General features: G+C 68.9%; 20 protein-coding genes and 2 pseudogenes. 17 read left to right on the top strand and 5 right to left on the bottom strand.

Annotated features, from left to right (window positions below; genetic code table 11):
- The first annotated feature begins 11 nt into the window (after positions 1 to 11).
- Positions 12 to 963, top strand: a pseudogene (locus tag BMW54_RS04610) (LysR family transcriptional regulator).
- Here the strand turns inward: BMW54_RS04610 and BMW54_RS04615 are convergent.
- On the bottom strand, positions 948 to 1841 hold the full coding sequence (locus tag BMW54_RS04615; RefSeq protein WP_090053344.1) for an SDR family oxidoreductase: 894 nt from the start codon (positions 1839 to 1841) through the stop codon (positions 948 to 950). The pseudogene BMW54_RS04610 and the gene BMW54_RS04615 overlap by 16 nt on opposite strands.
- 92 nt (positions 1842 to 1933) lie before the next feature.
- Here BMW54_RS04615 and BMW54_RS04620 point away from each other — a divergent pair, with 92 nt between their 5' ends.
- Positions 1934 to 2779 carry a helix-turn-helix transcriptional regulator gene (locus BMW54_RS04620; RefSeq protein ID WP_090053346.1) on the top strand — a complete coding sequence of 282 codons (846 nt, stop codon included), beginning with the start codon at positions 1934 to 1936 and terminating at the stop codon, positions 2777 to 2779.
- Here BMW54_RS04620 and BMW54_RS04625 read toward each other — a convergent pair.
- Entirely contained in the window at positions 2767 to 3636 is an 870-nt protein-coding gene (locus BMW54_RS04625; RefSeq protein ID WP_090053347.1) for an aldo/keto reductase family oxidoreductase, read from the bottom strand. The genes BMW54_RS04620 and BMW54_RS04625 overlap by 13 nt on opposite strands.
- A gap of 116 nt (positions 3637 to 3752) precedes the next feature.
- Between BMW54_RS04625 and BMW54_RS04630 the strand changes: the two genes are divergently transcribed.
- Positions 3753 to 4637 (top strand): LysR substrate-binding domain-containing protein, encoded by an 885-nt coding sequence (locus tag BMW54_RS04630; RefSeq protein WP_217642643.1) that lies wholly within the window; start codon positions 3753 to 3755, stop codon positions 4635 to 4637.
- 9 nt (positions 4638 to 4646) lie between these two features.
- On the opposite strand, the gene BMW54_RS04635 is transcribed toward BMW54_RS04630, so the two are convergent.
- Positions 4647 to 5564 (bottom strand): LysR family transcriptional regulator, encoded by a 918-nt coding sequence (locus tag BMW54_RS04635; RefSeq protein ID WP_090053351.1) that lies wholly within the window; start codon positions 5562 to 5564, stop codon positions 4647 to 4649.
- Positions 5565 to 5758: 194 nt separating this feature from the next.
- Here BMW54_RS04635 and BMW54_RS04640 point away from each other — a divergent pair, with 194 nt between their 5' ends.
- The 5 genes and pseudogenes from BMW54_RS04640 (at position 5759) to tadA (ending at position 9890) form a co-directional block, all read left to right on the top strand.
- Positions 5759 to 6769: an aldo/keto reductase gene (locus tag BMW54_RS04640; RefSeq protein ID WP_090053353.1), complete on the top strand. Its 1011-nt coding sequence runs from the start codon at positions 5759 to 5761 to the stop codon at positions 6767 to 6769.
- A gap of 85 nt (positions 6770 to 6854) precedes the next feature.
- Positions 6855 to 7928, top strand: a pseudogene (locus BMW54_RS04645) (NADH:flavin oxidoreductase/NADH oxidase); the annotation flags it as partial.
- A gap of 311 nt (positions 7929 to 8239) precedes the next feature.
- Positions 8240 to 8701: a nuclear transport factor 2 family protein gene (locus BMW54_RS04650; protein WP_090053356.1), complete on the top strand. Its 462-nt coding sequence runs from the start codon at positions 8240 to 8242 to the stop codon at positions 8699 to 8701.
- Positions 8702 to 8779: 78 nt separating this feature from the next.
- Entirely contained in the window at positions 8780 to 9331 is a 552-nt protein-coding gene (locus tag BMW54_RS04655) for a DNA-3-methyladenine glycosylase I (protein WP_090055692.1), read from the top strand.
- Between the two features lie 127 nt (positions 9332 to 9458).
- Positions 9459 to 9890, top strand: a complete 432-nt coding sequence (gene tadA, locus BMW54_RS04660; RefSeq protein ID WP_090055695.1) for a tRNA adenosine(34) deaminase TadA — start codon at positions 9459 to 9461, stop codon at positions 9888 to 9890.
- Here the strand turns inward: tadA and BMW54_RS04665 are convergent.
- Positions 9887 to 10720 carry an NAD-dependent protein deacetylase gene (locus BMW54_RS04665; protein ID WP_090053358.1) on the bottom strand — a complete coding sequence of 278 codons (834 nt, stop codon included), beginning with the start codon at positions 10718 to 10720 and terminating at the stop codon, positions 9887 to 9889. The genes tadA and BMW54_RS04665 overlap by 4 nt on opposite strands.
- Positions 10717 to 11553, bottom strand: coding sequence for a hypothetical protein (locus BMW54_RS04670; RefSeq protein ID WP_090053360.1), 837 nt, complete (start codon positions 11551 to 11553; stop codon positions 10717 to 10719). The genes BMW54_RS04665 and BMW54_RS04670 overlap by 4 nt, the downstream gene beginning before the upstream one ends.
- A gap of 92 nt (positions 11554 to 11645) precedes the next feature.
- On the opposite strand from BMW54_RS04670, the gene BMW54_RS04675 reads away from it, so the two are divergent.
- From BMW54_RS04675 to BMW54_RS04715, 9 genes are all read left to right on the top strand, one after another.
- The gene (locus BMW54_RS04675) at positions 11646 to 12284 is read left to right on the top strand and encodes a response regulator (RefSeq protein ID WP_175472762.1); all 639 of its coding nucleotides are present in this window, start codon (positions 11646 to 11648) and stop codon (positions 12282 to 12284) included.
- 190 nt (positions 12285 to 12474) lie between these two features.
- Positions 12475 to 14118, top strand: a complete 1644-nt coding sequence (gene pgm / locus BMW54_RS04680) for a phosphoglucomutase (alpha-D-glucose-1,6-bisphosphate-dependent) (RefSeq protein WP_090053364.1) — start codon at positions 12475 to 12477, stop codon at positions 14116 to 14118.
- 62 nt (positions 14119 to 14180) lie between these two features.
- Complete coding sequence (gene yjjX, locus BMW54_RS04685; RefSeq protein ID WP_090053365.1) at positions 14181 to 14744, top strand: inosine/xanthosine triphosphatase; 564 nt, start codon at positions 14181 to 14183, stop codon at positions 14742 to 14744.
- Positions 14745 to 14899: 155 nt separating this feature from the next.
- A complete protein-coding gene (zwf, locus tag BMW54_RS04690; RefSeq protein WP_090053367.1) occupies positions 14900 to 16393 on the top strand; it encodes a glucose-6-phosphate dehydrogenase in 1494 nt (497 codons plus the stop codon).
- Between the two features lie 106 nt (positions 16394 to 16499).
- The gene (msrB, locus tag BMW54_RS04695; RefSeq protein WP_090053369.1) at positions 16500 to 16958 is read left to right on the top strand and encodes a peptide-methionine (R)-S-oxide reductase MsrB; all 459 of its coding nucleotides are present in this window, start codon (positions 16500 to 16502) and stop codon (positions 16956 to 16958) included.
- Positions 16955 to 17464, top strand: coding sequence for a peptide-methionine (S)-S-oxide reductase MsrA (msrA, locus tag BMW54_RS04700; protein WP_090053371.1), 510 nt, complete (start codon positions 16955 to 16957; stop codon positions 17462 to 17464). The genes msrB and msrA overlap by 4 nt, the downstream gene beginning before the upstream one ends.
- A 182-nt stretch (positions 17465 to 17646) precedes the next feature.
- Positions 17647 to 18669, top strand: a complete 1023-nt coding sequence (locus tag BMW54_RS04705; protein WP_175472763.1) for a sensor histidine kinase — start codon at positions 17647 to 17649, stop codon at positions 18667 to 18669.
- Positions 18666 to 19421, top strand: coding sequence for a LytR/AlgR family response regulator transcription factor (locus BMW54_RS04710; protein ID WP_090053375.1), 756 nt, complete (start codon positions 18666 to 18668; stop codon positions 19419 to 19421). Before BMW54_RS04705 ends, BMW54_RS04710 begins: the two co-directional genes overlap by 4 nt.
- A gap of 123 nt (positions 19422 to 19544) precedes the next feature.
- Positions 19545 to 20915, top strand: a complete 1371-nt coding sequence (locus BMW54_RS04715) for a serine hydrolase domain-containing protein (RefSeq protein WP_175472764.1) — start codon at positions 19545 to 19547, stop codon at positions 20913 to 20915.
- The last annotated feature ends 25 nt before the right edge of the window (positions 20916 to 20940 follow it).

Raw genomic sequence — 20940 nt, forward strand, 5'->3', positions numbered from 1 at the left:
AATCGCCACCAATGGCACGCCCGTCCCTCAACGATCTCGGCGCTTTCGTGGCCGTCGCGACGCACCGGAGTTTCCGCCGTGCGGCCGACGAGCTCGGTACGGCGCCGTCCACGCTGAGCCACGCGATGCGCGCCCTCGAAGAGCGCATGGGCGTGCGTCTGCTCAACCGGACGACTCGCAGCGTCTCGCCGACGGAAGCCGGCGCGCGTCTTCTGGAGCACCTGCAGGGCGCGCTCGCGTCGCTCGACGCGGCACTGGACAGCGTGGCCGATTTTCGTGGGCGCGTGACCGGTACCGTGCGCATCAACGCCCCGCGTCTCGCGGCGGCGATGCTCGTGCGTCGCGTGCTGCCGACGATGGTCGAGCGCTTTCCCGAGGTCACGGTCGACCTCGTCGCGGAAGGCGAGCTGGTCGACATCGTGTCGCGCGGATTCGACGCGGGCGTGCGCCTGGTGGAGTCCATTCCGAAGGACATGATCGCGGTGCCCATGTCGCGGCCCATGCGTTTCGCCTGCGTTGCCTCGCCCGCGTACCTCGCGCAGGCCGGCACCCCCCGCGCGCCGGACGAACTCGCCCGTCACCGTTGCATCGGCCACCGGATGCCCAGCGGCAAGCTCTATCGCTGGGAATTCGCGCGCGGCGGCGAATCGCTCACGATCGATACCGCCGGGCCGGTCGTCCTCGACGACGAGGCGCTGATGGTGGATGCGGCCGTCGAAGGCCTCGGCATCGCCTACGTGCCGGAGCCCGCGGCCGCGGCGGACATCGCGGCGGGGCGGCTGCGCGAAGTGCTCGCGCCGTGGATGACGGACGCCGAAGCGATCGCGGTTTATTACCCGGGCCACCGCGCCGTGCCGCCGGCGCTGCGCGCGTTCCTGGATGTGGTCAGGGAGATGAGCGACGCTGCCTGACCACGGCAGGAAAGCGCGCTCCGCGGGTGGGGCGACTCAATCGGGGAAATAGGCGGCACTGTCGATGTCGGCAAGCAGTCCCGGTTCGCGGGGTTCCCAACCGAGCCTGCCGCGGGTGCGCTCGCTCGACGCTCCCATGTTCAATCCCGTGAACTTCCCGAGCCAGCCGAAATGCGCGGCGGCTTCATCGCCCGTCTTCGAGACCACCGGAACGCCCAGCCGACGGCCGATGACGGTCGCGATGTCGCGAAACGGCACCGCGGCATCGGCCACCGCGTGATATGGACCGCCTGACGCTCCCGTTTCGACGGCAAGCCGGTACACGCGGGCGGCGTCGAGGCGGTGGACGCCAGCCCACGCGTTGTCGCCGTCGCCGACGTACGCGGAAACGCCGGTGCGCCGCGCGAGCTCGGTCAGCATCGGTACGAAGCCATGATCGCCTTCGCCATGCACCGACGGTGGCAGACGCACCACGGCGGCGCGGACGCCGCGCGTGGCGAGCGCGAGCGCGGCAGGCTCCGACGCGCGCGGATAGTCGTCCGACGTCGGCAGCGCCGCGTCCGTCTCGGTCCCGAGTTCGCCGGCCTTCGCCAGGGCGAGGCCCGACGTGACGAGGAACGGCTTGTCGGTACCCAACAGCGCCTCGCCCATGGCGTCGATGGCGCGGCGGTCGAGCGCGCAGTTCTCGGCGAAACGCGAGAAGTCGTGATTGAAACCGGTGTGGACGATGGCGTCCGCGGACGCCGCGGCACGCCGCAGCCCGTCCACGTCCTCGAGCGATCCCCGCACGGGCTCGGCACCGAAGCTTTCGACCCGCGCGGCGCCGTCGTCGGAACGGGCAAGGCCCAGCACCCGATGGCCGGCCGATAGCAACTCGCGAACGACGGCCGAACCGACGAACCCCGTGGCACCGGTGACGAATACGCGCATGGCAGCACCTCCCTCGTTGGAATGGCGCTACTCTGGATCCGCCGGTTATCCGGGTGAAGTAGTGACGTTATACGGGTAAGAGGACTAACAGGATGAGCGAGTCGGCCGCCTTCGCGGACAACAGCCTCGGCGCGTATCTGCGCGACCGCCGCACGAAGCTGGATCCCGCCGCCTTCGGTTTTTCACTGACGCGGCGGCGCACGCCGGGTCTGCGCCGCGAGGAGGTCGCGCAGCGCGCGAACGTCAGCGCGACCTGGTACACATGGCTCGAGCAGGGCCGTGGCGGGGCGCCCTCCGCCGACGTGCTCGACCGCATCGCGCGTGCGCTGATGCTCACGGACGTCGAACGGGAGCATCTGTTCCTGATCGGACTGGGGCGCGCGCCGGACGTGCGCTATCGGGCGATCGACGGCGTGTCGCCGCGCCTCCAGCGCGTGCTCGACGCACTCGAGCTGAGTCCCGCCATCGTCCGCACGGCCACCTGGGACGTCGTCGCCTGGAACCGCGCAGCCGCCGCGGTGCTGACCGACTACGCGACGCTCGCGCCGAAGGAACGCAACGTTCTGCGGCTGATGTTCGGCCGTCCGGACGTCCGCGCGCGGCAGCCGGAATGGGAAAGCGTGGCGCGCTTCGTCGTCGCCTCGTTCCGGGCGGATGCCGCCCGGGTCGGTGCGGGCCGTGAGATGCAGGGCTTCGTGGACGAGATGTGCCGGCTCAGCCCCGAGTTCGCGTCGATGTGGCGGGATCACGACGTGCGCGCGCAGGGTGAAGGCACGAAGGTGCTGCGTCACGGCGCGCTCGGCGACATCGCACTGGAATACTCGTCGTTCGCGGTGGACGGTCGGCCGGACCTGAGCATGGTGGTGTACAACGCGGCGTCGCCAGGCGACGCCGCGCGCATCCGCACGTTGATCGACGAAAAGCGTCAGGCGCGCTGAGCGATGCCGTCGAGCGTCGCCACCGCGTCGGCCGGTAGCGCGAGCTCCCCGGCCCGGAGGTTGTCGTCGAGGTGCGCCACCGACGACGTGCCCGGGATCAGCAGGATGTTCGGCGAGCGCTGCAGGAGCCACGCGAGGGCGACCTGCAAGGGGCTGGCGTCGAGCCGGCGCGCCACGTCCGAGAGGGCATCCGACTGCAGCGGGCTGAAGCCGCCCAGAGGAAAGAATGGCACGTAGGCGATGCCGTCCTTCGCCAGCGCGTCGATGAGATCGTCGTCGCCGCGGTGCGCCAGGTTGTACTGGTTCTGCACGCAGACGATCTCGCAGATGTCGCGGCCTTCCGCCACCTGCGCGGGCGTCACGTTGCTCAGCCCGATGTGGCGTACCAGGCCCTGCTGCCGGAGTTCGGCGAGGACTTCGAGCTGTTGCCTGATCGAGCCCTCGGCCGGGCCGTGCACGTCGAACATGATGCGCAGGTTCACCACGGGCAGCACGTCCAGTCCGAGGTTGCGTAGGTTGTCGTGGACGGCCGAGCGGAGCTCGTCGGGAGAATACGCCGGGAGCCAGGCGCCCTTGTCGTCGCGGCGCGCGCCGATCTTCGTGCACAGGGTCAGGTCGTCGGGGTAGGGCGACAGGGCTTCGCGAATGATCTGGTTGGTGACGTGCGGGCCATAGAAGTCGCTGGTATCGATGTGGTTCACGCCGGCCTCGACCGCGGCGCGCAGAACGGCGACGGCGGCGGCGCGATCCTTCGGCGGACCGAACACGCCGGGGCCGGCGAGCTGCATGGCGCCGTAGCCGAGACGGTTCACGGTGCGGTCGCCGAGCCGATAGGTGGTCTGCGATGCGGTGGTCATGATGGCATCTCTCGTTGGGGTGGGAGAACGATAGGCTCACCCGTGGCGTTCGATAACCCGGTACGATCCGCACACGTTGTGCGGAATGGCGGACAATGAAACTCGATCTGAATGACCTGAACGCGTTCGTCGTGGTGGCCCGGGCAGGCGGATTTCGCGAAGGCGCCCGGTTGAGCGGTGGCAGCGCGTCGGCGCTGAGCGAGGCCGTGCGACGCGTCGAGGCCCAGATGGGCGTGCGCCTGATGCACCGGACGACGCGGAGCGTCGCGCTGACCGAAGCGGGTCAGGGACTGCTCGACCGGCTTGCACCGGCCCTTGGCGAGGTGAAATCCGCCGTGGACGCCGTGAACCGCTACCGCGAGCGCCCGGCCGGAACCCTGAAGCTCAACGTGCCGCTCAGCGCCGCCCGGCTCGTCCTGCCGGCGATCGTGTCGCCGTTCCTCGCCGCGTATCCGGACGTGCGCCTGGACGTCACCGTGGACGAGAGCTTCGTCGACGTCCTCGCCGCGGGGGCGGATGCCGGCATTCGCTACGACGAGCGGCTCGAACAGGACATGATCGCCGTACCGATCGGGCCGCGGGTCCAACGCATGGCGGCTGCCGCGTCGCCGGCTTACCTCGCCGCGCATGGGCAACCGGCGCACCCGCGCGACCTGATCGGGCACGCGTGCCTTCGCGGCCGGTTCCCGAGCGGCAACAAGCCGCCGTGGGAGTTCGAACGCGACGGAAAGACCGTGGTCGTGGATCCCGGCGGCCCGTTGGTGGTCGGTCTCGGTGGTGCGGCCGATCTGGCGGTGGACGCGGCCATCGCGGGCACCGGCATCGTGTATCTGTTCGAGGACTGGCTCGCGCCACACCTGCGCAGCGGCGCGCTGGTTCCGGTGCTCGAGGACTGGTGGCCGGCCTTTCCGGGGCCGTACCTCTACTACCCGGGGCGGCGGCTGGTGCCGGGGCCTTTGAAGGCCTTCGTGGCCTTCGTTCGCGAACACGCGCCGTCCTGAGTCACGCCGTCAGGGCCGCCAGGCTTCCTTCGACGGAATGCGTTCGGCGATGAAGTCGACGAAGGCGCGAACGCGCGTCGCGAGGTGCTCGTGGCCGACGAAGACGGCGTGCACGACCTGCAGGTCGCCCGGGTTGTAGCGCTCCAGCACCGGCACGAGGTGTCCGGCCTCGATGTCGCGCTCCACGTGGTACGTCGACAGGCGTGCGATCCCGAGGCCCTCGAGCGCCATGCGGCGCATCGTCTCGCCGTTGTTCACCTGGAAGTTGCCGCGCACGGGGATCGGCTTCTGCTGGCCGGTGTCCGGATCGAGGAACGGCCATTCGTGGAACGTCCTGCCCAGGTTGAAGGTGAGGCAATTGTGCCGGGCCAGGTCCGCCGGGACCTCCGGCACGCCATGACGTTCGAGATACGAAGGCGACGCGAACGCGATGAAGCGCGCTTCGCCGATGCGCCGCGCCTTGAGGCCGGAGTCGGGTAGCGCGCCCACGCGTATCGCGACGTCCGCGCGGTGCTCGACCAGGTCCACCATGTTGTCGTTGAGCGAGAGGTCGAGCTCGACACGCGGGTACGCGGCGAGGAAGGCGGGCACCAGCGGCACGATCCGCCGGACGCCGAACGAAACGGACGCGTTGACGCGAAGCTTGCCCGAAGGCGTCGCGGCGCCACCATGGGCGACGAGCCGTTCCGCTTCGTCGATATCGGCCAGGACGCGCAACGCGCGCTCGTAATACGTGTCGCCTTCCGGCGTCAGCTGCAGCGTCCGCGTCGTGCGCACGATGAGGCGCGTGCCGAGACGCGCCTCCAGCCTCCCGACGATCTTGCTGATGGCGGATGGCGATAGACCAAAGCTTCGCGCCGCCGCGGCGAAACTGCCGGTCTGCACCACGCGCATGAAGGCTTCCATTTCCCCGGCCCGGTTGTCCATGGCGTGCCTCACTCATGAAAAAAAGGAAAGAGTGTCTATACGGGCGGCGAGCTTGTCGCTCGGTCGTCCGCGTTTCATATTAGTCCGCATCGGGTCGCCGGGGCACGTTCGCCTCGCAGGCATTCGCGATCGCCAGTATCGAATGGCCGCACCGAGCGCCCACCGTCATACCTAACGTCATCATCGGAGCACCCATGAGCATTCGTCAGTTCCTTCCCCACGGCCCCCTCGGCTTCGGCACGGCGCCGCTCGGCAACATGTTCCGCGACATCCCCGAAGACGAGGCGCTGGCGACCGTCGACGCCGCCTGGGACGCGGGCACCCGCTTTTTCGATACCGCGCCCTTCTACGGCGCCGGCCTGGCGGAGATCCGTCTCGGCAAGGCGCTGGCGAAGCACAAGCGCGACGACTACGTGCTGGCCACCAAGGTCGGCCGCGTGATCCTCGACGAGGTCGACCCGAACCAGAAGCTGGGCCAGTCCGGCCAGCTGTTCGCCGCCGGTCTGCCGAACAAGGTGGTGAACGATTACTCCGAGAAGGGCACCATGCTCTCCATCGAGGGCAGCCTCAAGCGCCTTGGCGTCGACCACATCGATTTCGTCTGGGTGCACGACGTGGCGCAGGATTTCTACAAGGACGAATGGCTGGCCATGTTCGAGTCGGCCCGCACCGGCGCGTTCCGCGCGCTCGATCGCCTGCGCGACGAAGGCGTGATCAAGGGCTGGGGCCTCGGCGTGAACAAGACCGAGCCGGTCGAGATACTGCTCGGCCTCGACGTGCCGCGCCCCGACGCCACCCTGCTCGCGGGCCGTTACACGTTGCTGGACCATGCGCACGCGCTGCAGCGCCTGATGCCTGCCGCGGCGGCGCAGGGCGTGGACATCGTCGTCGGGGGCCCGTACAGCTCCGGCATCCTCGCCGGCGGCAAGCACTTCGAATACGCCGAAGCCTCGCCCGAGATCATCGCGAAGGTCGAGAAAATCAAGGCGGCCGCCGAACGCTTCGGCGTGCCGATCAAGGCGGCCGCGCTGCAGTTCTCGCTGGCCAACCCGGCGGTGGCCGCGGTGATTCCGGGCGCGAGCAAGCCGGAGCGCATCCGCGAGGATCACGCCGCGCTCGCCGCGACCATCCCGGCCGACTTCTGGCGCGAACTCCGCGCGCAGGGTCTCGTCGCCCCGGACGCGCCGCTGCCGATCGACCGCTAAGTATCGCCAAGCGCCGGGATGCCGTCATGGGTGAATCTGTGACGGCGTCCCCAGCTCCCTCGCACTCATCCTCCAGGAGTCTCCCATGGCGCATCCCGCGCTGTTCAAACCGCTTCGCGTCCGCAATCTCGAACTCGCCAACCGCATCGTGATCGCGCCCATGTGCCAGTACTCGGCCGAGGACGGCCGCATGACCGACTGGCACCATATCCACCTCGGCCAGCTCGCCATGTCCGGCGCCGCGTTGCTGACCATCGAAGCCAGCGCCGTGCTGCCGGAAGGCCGCATCACGTGGGGCGACGTCGGCCTCTACGACGACGCCACCGAAGAGGCGATGCGTGTCACGCTGGAAAGCGTGCGCCGCTGGTCGGACGCCATCGTCGGCATCCAGCTCGGTCACGCCGGTCGCAAGGCCTCGACCGAAGTGCCGTGGGCCGGGGGTCATCAGATCGCGCCGGACGACGCGCATGGCTGGCAGACCGTCGCGCCGTCCGCGATTCCGTTCGAGCCGGGCACGCACGCTCCGGTCGCGCTCGATCGCGACGGCATGGTGCGCATTCGTGACGCCTTCGCAGCCGCCGCGAAGCGCGCCGCGCGCATTGGCCTCGATTTCGTGCAGATCCACGCCGCGCACGGTTACCTGCTGCACCAGTTCCTCTCGCCGCTGTCGAACCAGCGCACGGACGAATACGGCGGCTCGCTCGAGAACCGCATGCGCTTCCCGCTCGAAGTGTTCGATGCCGTGCGCGCGGCGTTCCCGGCCGATCGGGCGGTGACGGTCCGCGTCTCGGCGACCGACTGGGTCGAGGGCGGCTGGGATCTCGAGCAGACCCTCGCGTTCTCCAAAGCGCTCGAGGCGCGCGGCGTCGACGCCATCCACGTGTCGACCGGCGGCCTCCATCCGGCGCAGAAGATTCCCGTGGGCCCGAGCTACCAGGTGCCGTTCGCGCGCGCGGTGAAGCAGGCGGTGTCCGTGCCGGTGGTGGCGGTCGGCCTCATCACGAGTCCCGAGCAGGCCGAAGCGATCGTCGCGACCGGCGACGCGGATCTGATCGCCCTTGCCCGCACCGTGCTCTACGACCCGCGCTGGCCGTGGCATGCCGCGGCCGAGCTGGGCGCCACCCTGCGCGCACCGAAACAGTACCTGCGCTCGCAGCCGTCGAAGCACCGTCACCTGTTCGGCGTGGACGGTCCGGTCGGCCCGACGCCGACCTGGGTGCGCGATGACGACGGCGCGTATCGCTGAGCTGTCGACGATGTAGGCAGGAGCGTGCCTTGCGTGACATCGTTCGAGGCCTCCACCTCTGGAGCTGGCGCGCCAGCGCCAAAGGTGGAGGCGAAGAGCTGTCGCGCGCAGGGCGCGCTCCTACACCATGACCTCGCGCCGATGCGTCGCCGCATTACGGAATTGTGCAAGCCTCCCCGTGGCCGTGTCGCTACCATCGGACTCCCGTCACTGGAGTTCCGGCCATGGCCGCACCGTTTCCGCCGTTCACCCACGAAACCGCCGTGCAGAAGGTTCGCCTCGCCGAGGACGGCTGGAACAGCCGGAATCCGGAGAAGGTGTCGCTGGCGTACAGCCCGGACAGCCAGTGGCGCAATCGCGCCGAGTTCGCGACCGGGCGCGAGGAGATCGTCGCCTTCCTGACCCGCAAGTGGCAGAAGGAGCACGAATACCGCCTGATCAAGGAGCTCTGGGCGTTTACCGGCGATCGCATCGCCGTCCGTTTCGCCTATGAATGGCACGACGACAGCGGCAACTGGTTCCGGTCGTACGGCAACGAGAACTGGGAATTCGACGAGAAGGGCGAGATGCACCACCGCTATGCGTGCATCAACGATCTTCCCATCAAGGAAAGCGAGCGCAAGTTCCACTGGCCGCAGGGTCGTCGTCCCGACGATCATCCGGGTCTTTCCGATCTCGGCCTCTGACGTCCCTTCGCAAGAAAGGGATGGCGCGGCGGTCGATCACGCGTGATCATGCCCGACCGACGGTTGGACACGACGATCATGAGCAAGGAACCGAAGCGCTGCGCCTGGGCCGGTAGCGACCCGCTGTACACGGCGTACCACGACGCCGAGTGGGGCGTGCCGCTGCACGATTCGCGCATGCTCTGGGAACAGCTGATGCTCGAAGGCTTCCAGGCCGGGCTTTCGTGGATCACCATCCTGCGCAAGCGCGAGAATTTCCGGCAGGCGTTCAAGGGGTTCGATCCCGCCCGGGTCGCGCGTTTCGGCGAGAGGGACATCGCCCGGCTGCTCGACGACGCCGGCATCATCCGCTCGCGCGCGAAGATCGAGGCCACCATCAACGGGGCTCGCATCTACGAAGCCATGCGAGAGCGCGGCGAAGACTTCGACGCGTATTGCTGGTCGTTCACGGACGGCAAGGTCATCCGCGGCGACGGGCGCAGCGTTCCGGCACAGACGCCGTTATCGGTGACGATTTCGAAAGACCTCAAGAAGCGCGGCTTCAAGTTCGTGGGTCCCACGATCACGTACGCCTGGATGCAGGCGGTAGGGATCGTCGACGACCACGCCCTCGGGTGCTTCCGGCGCTAGCGCGCCCATCGACGGTGCCGCAGTGCCGTAGAATCCGCGCTTGCCTTCCCGGAACGCCGCCTTGCTCCCGCCCGACAGCCCGCTCCTCTCTGCCGCCCCCGTGTTCGACGACGCCGACCGCGCGTGGATGGCGCGCGCGCTCGAACTCGCGGCCCATGCGCGCGATGCGGAGGGCGAGGTGCCGGTGGGCGCGGTGCTGGTGCTCGATGGCGCGATGGTGGGCGAGGGCTGGAACCGCAACATCACGCTGAACGATCCCACGGCGCATGCGGAGATCCAGGCCCTGCGCGCCGCGGGGCAGGCGCTGTCCAACTACCGTTTCCCCGGCGCGACGCTTTACGTGACCCTCGAGCCCTGTGCGATGTGCGCGATGGCGATGGTGCACGCGCGCGTCGCGCGGGTGGTCTTCGGTGCCACCGATCCCAAGACGGGCGCTGCCGGCAGCGTGTTCGACACGCTCGTGTCCCCGCGCCACAACCATCGCGTGGCGGTGGCGGGCGGCCTCCAGGCCGAGGCGGCCGGCGACATGCTGCGCGCGTTCTTCCGCGCGCGGCGCTAGGCCCAGGGCGCGAGCGCGTCGGCGCAGGAACGCTCGACCTTGAGCGTGATCAGCGCATCGGCCCGGGTGACCCCGAGATTGACGGAGGCGATGGGCAGGCCACGGCGCGATGCTTCGAGCACGAAGCGGTAGCCCGAATACACCATCAGCGACGACCCGACGACCAGCATGGCGCTCGCGCGGGCAAGGTGCGCCCACGCGGTATCGACCCGTGCGCGCGGCACGTTCTCGCCGAAGAAGACGACGTCGGGCTTCAGGATGCCGCCGCAGACGGTGCAGGGCGGAATGTGGAAGCCGGAGAAGTCGACGCCGTCGAGATCGGCGTCGCCGTCGGGCGCGATGGTCGCCTGCATCGCCAGCCAGTCCGGGTTCGCCTCGCCGAGCCGGTGCTGCATGGTTTCGCGCGTCGTGATGTCGCCGCACTGCATGCAGCGGACGCGGTCGAGGCGGCCGTGCAGGTCCACCACGTTGATGCTCCCCGCGCGCTCGTGCAGTCCGTCGACGTTCTGCGTCAGCAGGAGTTCGATCCGTCCCGCGCGCTCCATCGCGGCGAGCGCGCGGTGCGCGACGTTCGGCTGCACGGCGGCGAAATGGCGCCATCCGATCATGCCGCGCGCCCAGTAACGCGCGCGTGCCGGCGGGCCGCTCATGAACATCTGCAGGGTCATGGGCGGGCTGCGTTTCCATGCGCCCTGGTCGTCGCGGTAGTCGGGGATGCCGGAATCGGTGCTGATGCCGGCGCCCGTCAGCACGAAAAGCCGCGGATGGGCGTCGACGAAATCGCGCAGGGCGGTGTCGACGGTGTCGGGAGTGGCGGAGAGCGTGGTCACGGTCCGGGACTATAGCCGATCGGTCCGGCGTGTTCGCGGAGCATCGAGAGCACCTCGGCCGCGTCGCCGGCGAAGCGGCGGATCGCGCGGTCCAGGTTCGGCTGGCGTCCGCGTTCGAGGTCGCGTTCCAGGGTCAACCCGGTGCGCGCGAGATCGCTGGCTTCCGCCATGCCCAGCGCCCCGGAGACCCGGTGCAGCCAGGCCTGGAGTTCGTCCGCGCCGGGGCGGGAAAGCAGGGCGTCGAGGTCGGCGAGATCTCGCGTGAGCGCATGGTCGAGCGCGACGATCACCTCGCGCAGCGCGGCGTCGCCGCCAAGGGTCGTGCGCAGGGCCTCCACGTCGATATGCGGGGACGCGCGGGGCAGGTCGAACCCGAGCTCGACGATCGCACGGTGGCCGATGTCGTCGCCGGTCTCCGTGTGCACGATGCCGCCGAGCGCCGCGACCTGCGCCGACGCCTCGCGCAGGCGACGGTCGTCCGGCACCGGCGAGGTCTGCTCGTCCGCCACGGTGAAGTGCAGGATCTGCGATCCGCTGCCGTCTCCGACCACGTCGACATGCAGCGCGACGCGCCACGTTCGCCGCTCCAGCGCACGATCGAGCAGCAGGCGCAGGGCGTTGCCGAGCGGGCCGAAATCGCCTTCGAGATCGGGAGCCAGCGCAGGGTCGACCTCGAGCTCCAGCCGCATGTCGCGGGCACGCGCTTCCGCCGCGTAATGCCGCCCGAGCCGTGCGAGGAGTTCGGGCAGGCTGGCACTCGCGCCTAAGCGCGTGCGAAAGCCGATCGCACGCACGGCGGAGCGTATGCGGACGATGCGCCGGCGTAGTGGCATCGGAAGTCGCGATGTGCTCAACTCAGGCCCCCGTCGACGGTGCCCCAGACCCGCCCGCCGCGGACTGGACAGGCAAGATAAGGATGAATCGCATGGTCTACCGCGTCATGCTGGCGGACGATCACCCGGTGGTATTGAAGGGACTCGGCCTGGCACTCGCGAGGAACGCGCTGGCGACGGTGGTCGGCGAGGCGCAGTCGCCCGAGGAACTGCTGGCGATGCTCGAATGCACGCCGTGCGACGCCGTCATCACGGATTTCAGCATGCCGGGGCTCGGGCACGACGGACTGGCGCTCTTGCGCGAGTTGCGCCGCCTCTACCCGGACCTCCCCGTCATGGTCATCACGACGCTCGCCAACCCGGCGCTGTACCGGGAGATCATGGGCACGGGCGTGCTCGGGCTGATCGGAAAATCGGGCGACGCGCGGGAAATCCCCGAAGCGCTGGTGCAGATCGTTGCGAACCATGTGTACCTGGGTGCCTCCGTACGCGAAGTGATCGGCGCGCCGCAGCGCGAACCGATCGGAAAGTCGGGCACGCTGGCGGACCTGTCGCCGCGCGAGCTCAAGATCCTGCGGCTGTTCGCCGCCGGGAACAGTGTGACGGACATCGCCCGGGCGACGGGCCGCGGTCTGTCCACCGTCAGTCAGCAGAAGAAGAACGCCATGCGCAAGCTGGGGCTGGAAACCGAGGCCGAGATCTTCGAGTACATCGATCGCCTGCGTCTGTAGTCCGTTTCCTCGACCTGGGTCACGATAACCATGCCGGGCGCCCGCGGACATGGAAGAAATCGGAAAACGCGTCGTATGCTTGGGGGCCGGGCGCGCCGTGCACGCGCGCTTGACAACCGTGGCCGGTCGCCCGGCCTACAATGCCGCGCCCGGCGCGAAGCCCGAACAAGAGCACGAGGAGTAACCATCGGTGAGTGCCAACATCAGCCCGCTCGCGGGCAAGCCGGCGACGGAAGGCAAGCTGGTCGACGTCGCCGCCCTCGTCGCGGCGTATGCGGACCTGAAACCCGATCCGTCGGTGCCGGAACAGCGGGTGGCCTTCGGTACCTCGGGCCATCGCGGTTCCTCCTTCGACCGCTCGTTCAACGAATGGCACGTGCTCGCCGTGGTCCAGGCCATCTGCGAGTACCGCGCGGAGCAGGGCATCGACGGTCCGGTCTTCGTCGGCATCGACACGCATGCCCTGTCGGGTCCGGCGTTCGAGAGCACGCTGGAAGTGCTCGCCGGCAACGGTGTGCAGACCCTGGTCTCGACGGGCGGCGAATCCACTCCGACGCCCGCGCTATCCCATGCGATCCTCGTCCATAACCGCGGTCGCGAGCGCGGCCTCGCCGATGGCATCGTCATCACGCCTTCGCACAATCCGCCCGACAGCGGCGGCATCAAGTACAACCCGCCCAATGGCGGGCCGGCCGACACCGACGCCACGGGCTGGATCGCGAAGCGCGCGAACGCCCTCATCGAAGGCGGTCTGCGTGAGGTGAAGCGGCTGCCGTACGCGCAGGCGCGCAAGGCGTCGACGACCCGCGACTACGATTTCCTGCAGCGCTACGTCGGCGATCTGGGCAACGTGCTGGATCTGGAGGTCATCCGTGCCAGTGGCGTCCGCATGGGCGTCGATCCGCTGGGTGGTGCCGGTGTGCATTACTGGGCGGCGATCGGCGAGCTCTACGGCCTGAACCTCACCGTGGTGAGCGAAGTCGTCGACCCGACGTTCTCGTTCATGTCGCTCGACTGGGATGGCAAGGTGCGGATGGATCCGTCCTCGTCGTACGCGATGCGTCGTCTCATCGGCCTCAAGGACGATTACGACGTGGCGTTCGCGTGCGATACCGACCACGACCGCCACGGTGTGGTGGCGCCGGGCGCGGGCCTGATGCCCGCGAACCATTACCTCGCGACCGCGGCGTGGTACCTGTTCCAGAACCGTCCCGGCTGGCGGGCCGACGCGGCCGTGGGCAAGACGGCCGTCAGCACCGCGCTGCTCGACCGCGTCGCGAAGGACCTTGGCCGTCCGCTCCGCGAAGTGCCGGTCGGGTTCAAGTATTTCGTCTCGGGCCTGTTCGACGGCAGCCTCGGTTTCGGCTGCGAGGAGAGCGCCGGCGCATCGTTCCTCGCGAAGGACGCCTCGCCATGGTCGACCGACAAGGATGGCATCGTCGCCGCGTTGCTCGCCGGCGAGATGACCGCGCGTACCGGCTCCGATCCGGGCAAGCTCTATGCGGCCATCACCGCGAAGCTGGGCGAGCCCGCGAACGCTCGCATCGACGCGCCGGCCAATCACGCCCAGAAGGCAAAGCTGTCGAAACTGCAGCCGTCTCAGGTCACGTCGAAGACGCTGGCCGGCGATCCGATCGTCGAGGTGACCAATCAGGCGGGCGGCCAGGGCATCGGCGGCATCAAGGTGATCTCGGAGCAGGGCTGGTTCGCCGCGCGCCCGTCGGGCACCGAGGACATCTACAAGGTCTACGGCGAAAGCTTCCGGGGTGAAGCGCACCTGCGCGACGTGCTCGCCGAAGCCCAGGCCATGGTCGACCGCGCCCTCGCGGACTGATCGCGCGCGCTCGGCGATCGCGGGCTGGTACCATCCCGCGATCGCCGCCAGGTTCTCCGCCGATGTCGCACGACACCTCGCCGATCCGCGTCATCGTCGGCTCGCGCAATCCCGTCAAGATCGGTGCCGTGCACAACGCACTGGCGCCGCTGTTTCCCGGCCGCCTGGTGCAATGCGAGGGCATGCATGCGCCGTCGGGCGTGCCCGACCAGCCGATGACCGCCGCCGAGACGCGCGAAGGCGCGCTCAACCGCATGAACTTCTGCCGGCAGCACGCCGAGGCGGATTTCCACGTCGCGCTCGAAGGCGGAGTCGACGTGACGCAGGATGGCCCGGGCACGTTCGGATACGTCGCGATCGCCCACGGCAGCGATGTCTCGGTCGGTTGCAGCGCATGGCTGCCGTTGCCCCCGGCGGTGTACGAGGCGCTGCTCGAGGGCGAGGAACTGGGTGACGTGATGGACCGCCTATTCGGTACGGTCAACATCAAGCAGCAGGGCGGCGCGATCGGCCTGGTCACCAACGGCCATGCCACCCGCGAGAGCGCCTACACGCAGGCGATGGTGCTGGCGATGGCGCCGTTCCTCCATCCGGAGCTGTACGGGGTGGATCCCTCGGCGACCTGATGCGCCGCGAGCGGAAACGATGCGCCTGCCGCATAACAGTTGTGCGTGCCGGTTAACGTTTTTTCCGCACTGCAACACTTGAATCGGGGAGGGGGCGCTCCATTGAGGATCGGGTACGACGGCGCGCCGTCCTTCCATCCCTGCCGGACTCCTCCATGAACGCCATCTCCCATTCCCTCGAACCGGTCGACTCCTTCGATTACGTGATCTTCGGCGCCACGGGCGACCTGACCATGCGCAAGCTCCTTCCGGCGCTGTACCGCCGTTTCGCGGAGGGGCAGGTGCCGGACGACTCGCGGATCGTGGGCACCGCCCGTTCGCCGCTCGACGACGCCAGCTATCGCGAACGCGCGCGCAAGGCGCTCGGCGAACACGTGCGCGCCGACGAGCTCGACGACGCGACGGTCGACCGTTTTCTCGGCCTCGTCCACTACGTGAGCCTCAACGGCGCCGAATCGACGGGCAACTGGGACGCGCTGAAATCCCTGCTCGCCGCGGGCACGCCGGCCGCGGACCGGGTTCGCGTCTTCTACCTCGCCACGGCGCCGGATCTGTACGGCGACATCGCGCGTAACGTCGACGAGAAAGGCCTGCGCACCGATATCTCGCGCATCGTGCTCGAGAAGCCGATCGGCACCGATCTCGACACGGCCCGCAAGGTCAACGAAGGCGTCGGTCGCCATTTCCCGGAAAACAGCATCTTCCGCATCGATCACTACCTCGGCAAGGAAGCGGTGCAGAACATCATCGCGCTGCGCTTCGCCAACCCGATGCTGGAACGCATGTGGGACCGCGAGTCCATCGAGTACGTGCAGATCACCGCGGCGGAGACGGTCGGGCTGGAAGGTCGCGGCGGTTACTACGACGGGTCCGGCGCGCTGCGCGACATGATCCAGAACCATCTGCTGCAGGTGCTGACCGTGGTCGCCATGGAGCGCCCGGCTTCTCTCGACGCCGATGCGCTGCGCGACGAAAAGGTGCGCGTGCTGAAATCGCTCAAGCCGCTCGACCGTGCGAACCTGCGCGCCAACGTCTCGCGTGGCCAGTACGTGCAGGGCACCACCGGCGGCAAGCCGGTGCCCGCGTATCGTGAGGAACTGCCCGGCGAGACGCCGAGCAACACCGAGACCTTCGTGGCGCTGAAGGCGGAAATCGACACCCCGCGCTGGCAGGGTGTGCCGTTCTACCTGCGCTCGGGCAAGCGCATGCCCGAGAAGCTGACGGAAGTGGTGATCCAGTTCCGTGCCGGCGAGCCCGGTCTCTTCGGCGAAGCGCGTCCGGGCAGCCGTCTGGTGATCCGCGTGCAGCCGAACGAAAGCGTGACCCTCCCGCTCTTCGTCAAGCATCCGGGCAACAGCTTCGGCCTCGAGGAAGTGGATGCGCTCTCGCGTCTCGGCGAGCCGCGGCGCGTCGTCTTCCGCGATTCGTACGAGGGCCTGATGCTCGACGCGGTGAAGGGCAGCCCGGCGCTGTTCGTCCGCAAGGACGAGACCGAGGCCGCCTGGGAATGGGTCACGCCGATCCTGGAAGGGTGGCGCGAGGACGCGGCGGGCCCGGATACGTACGAGGCGGGCACCTGGGGCCCCGAGTCGGCGCGCGAACTGCTCCGCCAGGCCGGTCACAGCTGGGTGGAAGACATCGCGGCCTGAGGCCTCCCATTGCATACAAGACGGCAGGCCACATTATGTGGAGAGTGCCGGCATGAGGGGTGTCGCACCCCCTGCCGGCTTCTCTCCTTTCCCCCTGGAGGCCTCCATGACCGAGTATCGCAAGACGCCTGAAGCACTCGCGCGGCTGACCCCGGAGCAGTTCCGCGTCACGCAGCAGAGTGGCACCGAGCGCCCGTTCCACAACGAATTCCACGACAGCCATGCCGAGGGCATCTACGTGGACGTCGTGTCGGGCGAGCCGTTGTTCTCGTCGCTCGACAAGTTCGACAGCGGTTGCGGCTGGCCGAGCTTCACCACGCCGCTGGAAGACTCGCACGTGGTCGAGCACCGCGACACCACGCACGGCATGATCCGCACCGAGGTGCGCTCGACGCACGCCGACAGCCATCTGGGCCACGTGTTCCCGGACGGACCGCGCGATCGCGGCGGTCTGCGCTACTGCATCAATTCGGCGTCGCTGCGCTTCGTCCCCGTCGCCGACCTCGAAAAAGAAGGCTATGGCCAGTACGCCAGCCTGTTCGCCAACAAGGGAGGTGCCGCATGAATGGCAAGACCGAACGCGCCGTCCTCGCCGGCGGTTGTTTCTGGGGCATGCAGGACCTGATCCGCAGGCAGCCCGGCGTGATCACCACCCGCGTGGGTTACACGGGCGGCGACGTGCCCAACGCGACGTACCGCAACCACGGCACGCACGCCGAGGCGATCGAGATCACCTTCGACCCGGCGAAGCTCAGCTATCGCAAGGTGCTGGAGTTCTTCTTCCAGATCCATGATCCGACCACGCTGAACCGGCAGGGCAACGATCTGGGCCTCAGCTACCGCTCGGCGATCTACTACACGGACGAGGCCCAGAAGGCCACGGCCGAGGACACGATCGCGGACGTCAACGCCTCGGGCCTCTGGCCGGGCAAGGTCGTGACCGAGGTCGAGCCGGTGGGACCGTTCTGGGAAGCCGAGCCGGAGCACCAGGATTACCTGGAGAAGTACCCGAACGGTTACACCTGCCACTTCATCCGCCCGGACTGGGTCCTGCCGAAGCGGGCCGCCTGATCGCTTCCCCTGCCGGCTCTGGTATAAGGGCCGGCAGGGGACGTGCGTTCCGGCCGGTCGGGCCATCGACGCACGGATGAGGCGGGCGCCCGAGCCCGCCATGGCAGTCGGGGGTTCGAATCGACATGGATAGCGCGAATGCTGCGGACGCGCGTGGGTCTTTCTGGCATCGCCGGGGGCTCATGCTCTGGCTGGCGTTGCTGGTCGCCATCGCCGTGCTCCGCGCGACCAACCGTTACCTCGTGGACGTGGCCAACCACCACGTATCGCCATACCTGCCGAAGTTGCTCGAGGAGCTCACGGGCTCGCTCAGCTTCGGCGCCTTCCTCCCCGTCCTTTTCCTGATCCTGCGCCGGGTGCGCTGGACGTGGCTCACGCACCTGGCGATCTTCGCCGGTCTGTCGATCCTGCAGACGAGCGCGATGATCCTCCTGCGGCAGCTGGTGTTCGCTGCTGCGCGGCTCCCGGAATACGCGTACGGCTTCGGTGTCTGGCGCTACCTGATGGAAGTGCCGACGCAGCTGTTCTTCTACGTCGTCATCGTCACCGGCTTCTGGCTCTTCGAGCGCTACCGCGAGGGCAGGGCGCGCGAGCTTCGCGCCGCGCAGCTGGAGTCGGCATTGTCGGAGGCGCGCCTCGAGGCGCTGCGGCTCCAGCTGAACCCGCACTTCCTCTTCAACACGCTCAACGCCGTTTCCGAGCTGATGTACGAGCGCCCCCGCGTCGCCGACGAAATGCTCTCGCGGATCGGCGCGCTGCTCCGCGCCACGCTGTCCGCAAGCGGGCAGGAGCACAGTCTTTCCGACGAGTGGCGGCTGGTGTCGCTGTACACGGACATACAGCGCGTGCGCTTCGGCGAAGGCCTCGACGTGTCGCTCGACAACGATCCGTCGCTCGACGAACTCCGTATTCCTTTCCTCCTGCTGCAGCCTCTGGTGGAAAACGCCATCGAGCACGGCGGCAGCGGCGACGAACGACGCGTGCGGATCGACGCGTCGCGCCAGTCGGGACGGCTCACCGTGCGTGTGCGCGATTCCGGCGGCGACACGAACCGGCGCGGCGGTCACGGCATCGGTCTCGGCAACGTCGGAGCGCGGCTGCGTCATCTCTACGGCGACGACGCCGGCGTGCAACTGGAGCCCGTCGCCGAGGGCGGGAGCGTGGTCACGGTCTGGCTGCCCGCGCGTCGTTGGGAGGCGGCATGACGCTGCGCGCGGTGGTCGTCGACGACGAGGCGCCCGCGCGGGCGAAGCTGCGTCGCTACCTCGCCGAATGCGACGGCGTGCGCTGGGTGGGCGAGGCGGTCGATGGCCCGTCGGCCGTCGCGCTGATCCACAAGGAACGCCCCGATGTCGTGTTCCTCGACATCAGCATGCCGGGCATGGACGGCTTCGGACTCCTGCAGGCCCTGGGCGATCCGCTGCCCGCCGAGATCGTGTTCGTTACGGCGCAGGACGACCAGGCGGTACGCGCGTTCGAAGTGCACGCTTTCGACTACCTGCTCAAACCTGTCGGACCGGAACGGTTCGCGCGGGCCGTGCAACGGCTGCGCGCGACGGTGTCGCCAGCGCTGGGCATCGCCGGGCGGGTCGATGGGCTGATCGACGGCGCGCCGCCGCCCGCCCATTACCTCGAACGCGTGCTGCTGCCCGCCGGCGAGGGCGCGGAGCTGGTGCGCGTCGAGCGGATCGATCGCATCGAGGCGGACCGCAACTACCTCGACGTGCATGTGGACGGCCAGACCTATCGCCTGCGCGGCACGCTCGACGCGATGCTCGGACGCCTGCATCCCGCGCAGTTCGTCCGCGTGAACCGCTCGACGATCGTGCGCCTGGACGCCATCCGACAGATCCAGCCCTGGCCCGACGGGGAGCGCAGGCTCCTCCTGGTCGATGGTGCCCGGGTGACCTGGACGAAGCGGTACCTGGCGAACGTGCCGGAAGGTCTGGGCGTCTAGACTTCCCACAGCTGAGCTCAGGTGTGTCGTTCGTCCCGGCCGTTGCGGCCTTCGTCCCAGCCGCACATCGGAACGCCCGGCAGGCGCCGCATGCTCCGTCCCTACCCACGGCGGAGTTGGCCCATGCCTCGCAAACGCACCCTCATCGTTACCTGTGTCGCCGGAGCGCTCGCCCTCGCCATCGGCGTCGCCATCCCTCCCGCGCATGACGCCCTGCGGGTCGCCGCCGGCGTCGCCGCGCACCACGTCTGCTCGATGACCTTCGTCGCCGGGCAGGAGCCGCGGCGGACGGTCGACGAACTGGTCGTGCCCATGATCGGCCCGGTGGCCGCCGCGCTGCTGACACCGCACGTGTCGCGCGCGACGCGTGCCGTCGAGGTCTCCGGTCCGTTGACCGTCCTCGCCCGCGCGAGCTTCACGCCGGGTTTCGGGTGCCGGCTCGATCTACCGGGGAACACGCCGCTGACCGCCGATCCGACGACCCACCGCGCGGCGAACGACGCCCTGTCCCAGGCTGGCATCGTCCCCGCGTCGCGGCCGGCGCTGGCCGCCGCGCTGGACGCCGTGTTCGACGAGCATCCGGACAAACCGGTGAAACGCGTCAAGGCCGTCGTGATCGTGAAGGACGGGCGTATCGTCGCGGAACGCTACGCGCAAGGCGTCGACGAACACACGCCGCTACTGAGCTTCTCCGTCGCGAAGTCATTCACCAACGCGTTCCTCGGCATCCTCGCGCGCGACGGGGCGGTCGACATGACACGTCCGCTCGACGCGCCCGAGTGGCGCGGTCCCGGCGACCCGCGAGCGACGATCACGGCCGAGGATCTGTTGCGCATGCGCAGCGGGCTGGCGGCCGCAGAGGCGGAATCCGCGTTCAGCCCCGTCGCCCGGATGGAATTCCTCAACGCCGACATGGCGGGATTCGCGGCCCGCATGCCGTCGAAGGAACCGCCGGGGAGGACCTTCGAATACACCTCGGCGGATACCCTGCTGCTCGACCGAATGATCGGCGGGAAGGTCGGCGGAGGCGCCGCGGGGATGCGGGCCTTCGCGCGACGAGAACTGTTCGACCGGCTCGGCATGGGCGACGTGACCATGGAGTTCGACGGGCAGGGCACGTTCGTGGGCTCGACATATGTGTACGCCAGCGCGCGCGACTACGCGCGGTTCGGCATGCTCTACCTCGACGACGGCGTCGCGCCGGACGGCGGGCGGATCCTGCCGGAAGGCTGGGTCGCGTGGTCGCGTACCTCGACGCTCGGCGCGCCCTACGGCGCCGGCTTCTGGACGAACGACGGACCGAGCGAACTGGCGGCCCTGCGCGTGTCGGCGGGATTTCCGAAGGACGGCTTCTTCGCCAGCGGCACGATGGGCCAACGGATCTACATCGTGCCCTCGCAACGGCTGGTGATCGTGCGCTTCGGCTACTCCGCGCCGCCCGAGTACGGCATCCGCGACGACATCGCCCTGATCGCCGCGGCCATCGCGGAATGAAGAAGGCATCCGCGCCCCGAGCCCG

The organism is Luteibacter sp. 329MFSha, from assembly GCF_900111665.1.
Taxonomy (GTDB): Bacteria; Pseudomonadota; Gammaproteobacteria; order Xanthomonadales; family Rhodanobacteraceae; genus Luteibacter.

Bases quoted from the DNA above. Each gene is read 5' to 3' on its own strand.
- msrA (WP_090053371.1), top strand. From the start codon at position 16,955: ATGAATGGCAAGACCGAACGCGCCGTCCTCGCCGGCGGTTGTTTCTGG.
- BMW54_RS04675 (WP_175472762.1), top strand. From the start codon at position 11,646: ATGGTCTACCGCGTCATGCTGGCGGACGATCACCCGGTGGTATTGAAG.
- BMW54_RS04705 (WP_175472763.1), top strand. From the start codon at position 17,647: ATGCTCTGGCTGGCGTTGCTGGTCGCCATCGCCGTGCTCCGCGCGACC.
- msrB (WP_090053369.1), top strand. From the start codon at position 16,500: ATGACCGAGTATCGCAAGACGCCTGAAGCACTCGCGCGGCTGACCCCG.
- yjjX (WP_090053365.1), top strand. From the start codon at position 14,181: ATGTCGCACGACACCTCGCCGATCCGCGTCATCGTCGGCTCGCGCAAT.
- BMW54_RS04635 (WP_090053351.1), bottom strand. From the start codon at position 5,564: ATGGACAACCGGGCCGGGGAAATGGAAGCCTTCATGCGCGTGGTGCAG.
- BMW54_RS04710 (WP_090053375.1), top strand. From the start codon at position 18,666: ATGACGCTGCGCGCGGTGGTCGTCGACGACGAGGCGCCCGCGCGGGCG.
- BMW54_RS04640 (WP_090053353.1), top strand. From the start codon at position 5,759: ATGAGCATTCGTCAGTTCCTTCCCCACGGCCCCCTCGGCTTCGGCACG.
- BMW54_RS04615 (WP_090053344.1), bottom strand. From the start codon at position 1,841: ATGCGCGTATTCGTCACCGGTGCCACGGGGTTCGTCGGTTCGGCCGTC.
- BMW54_RS04650 (WP_090053356.1), top strand. From the start codon at position 8,240: ATGGCCGCACCGTTTCCGCCGTTCACCCACGAAACCGCCGTGCAGAAG.
- zwf (WP_090053367.1), top strand. From the start codon at position 14,900: ATGAACGCCATCTCCCATTCCCTCGAACCGGTCGACTCCTTCGATTAC.
- BMW54_RS04625 (WP_090053347.1), bottom strand. From the start codon at position 3,636: ATGACCACCGCATCGCAGACCACCTATCGGCTCGGCGACCGCACCGTG.
- BMW54_RS04655 (WP_090055692.1), top strand. From the start codon at position 8,780: ATGAGCAAGGAACCGAAGCGCTGCGCCTGGGCCGGTAGCGACCCGCTG.
- tadA (WP_090055695.1), top strand. From the start codon at position 9,459: ATGGCGCGCGCGCTCGAACTCGCGGCCCATGCGCGCGATGCGGAGGGC.
- BMW54_RS04620 (WP_090053346.1), top strand. From the start codon at position 1,934: ATGAGCGAGTCGGCCGCCTTCGCGGACAACAGCCTCGGCGCGTATCTG.
- BMW54_RS04670 (WP_090053360.1), bottom strand. From the start codon at position 11,553: ATGCCACTACGCCGGCGCATCGTCCGCATACGCTCCGCCGTGCGTGCG.
- BMW54_RS04715 (WP_175472764.1), top strand. From the start codon at position 19,545: ATGCCTCGCAAACGCACCCTCATCGTTACCTGTGTCGCCGGAGCGCTC.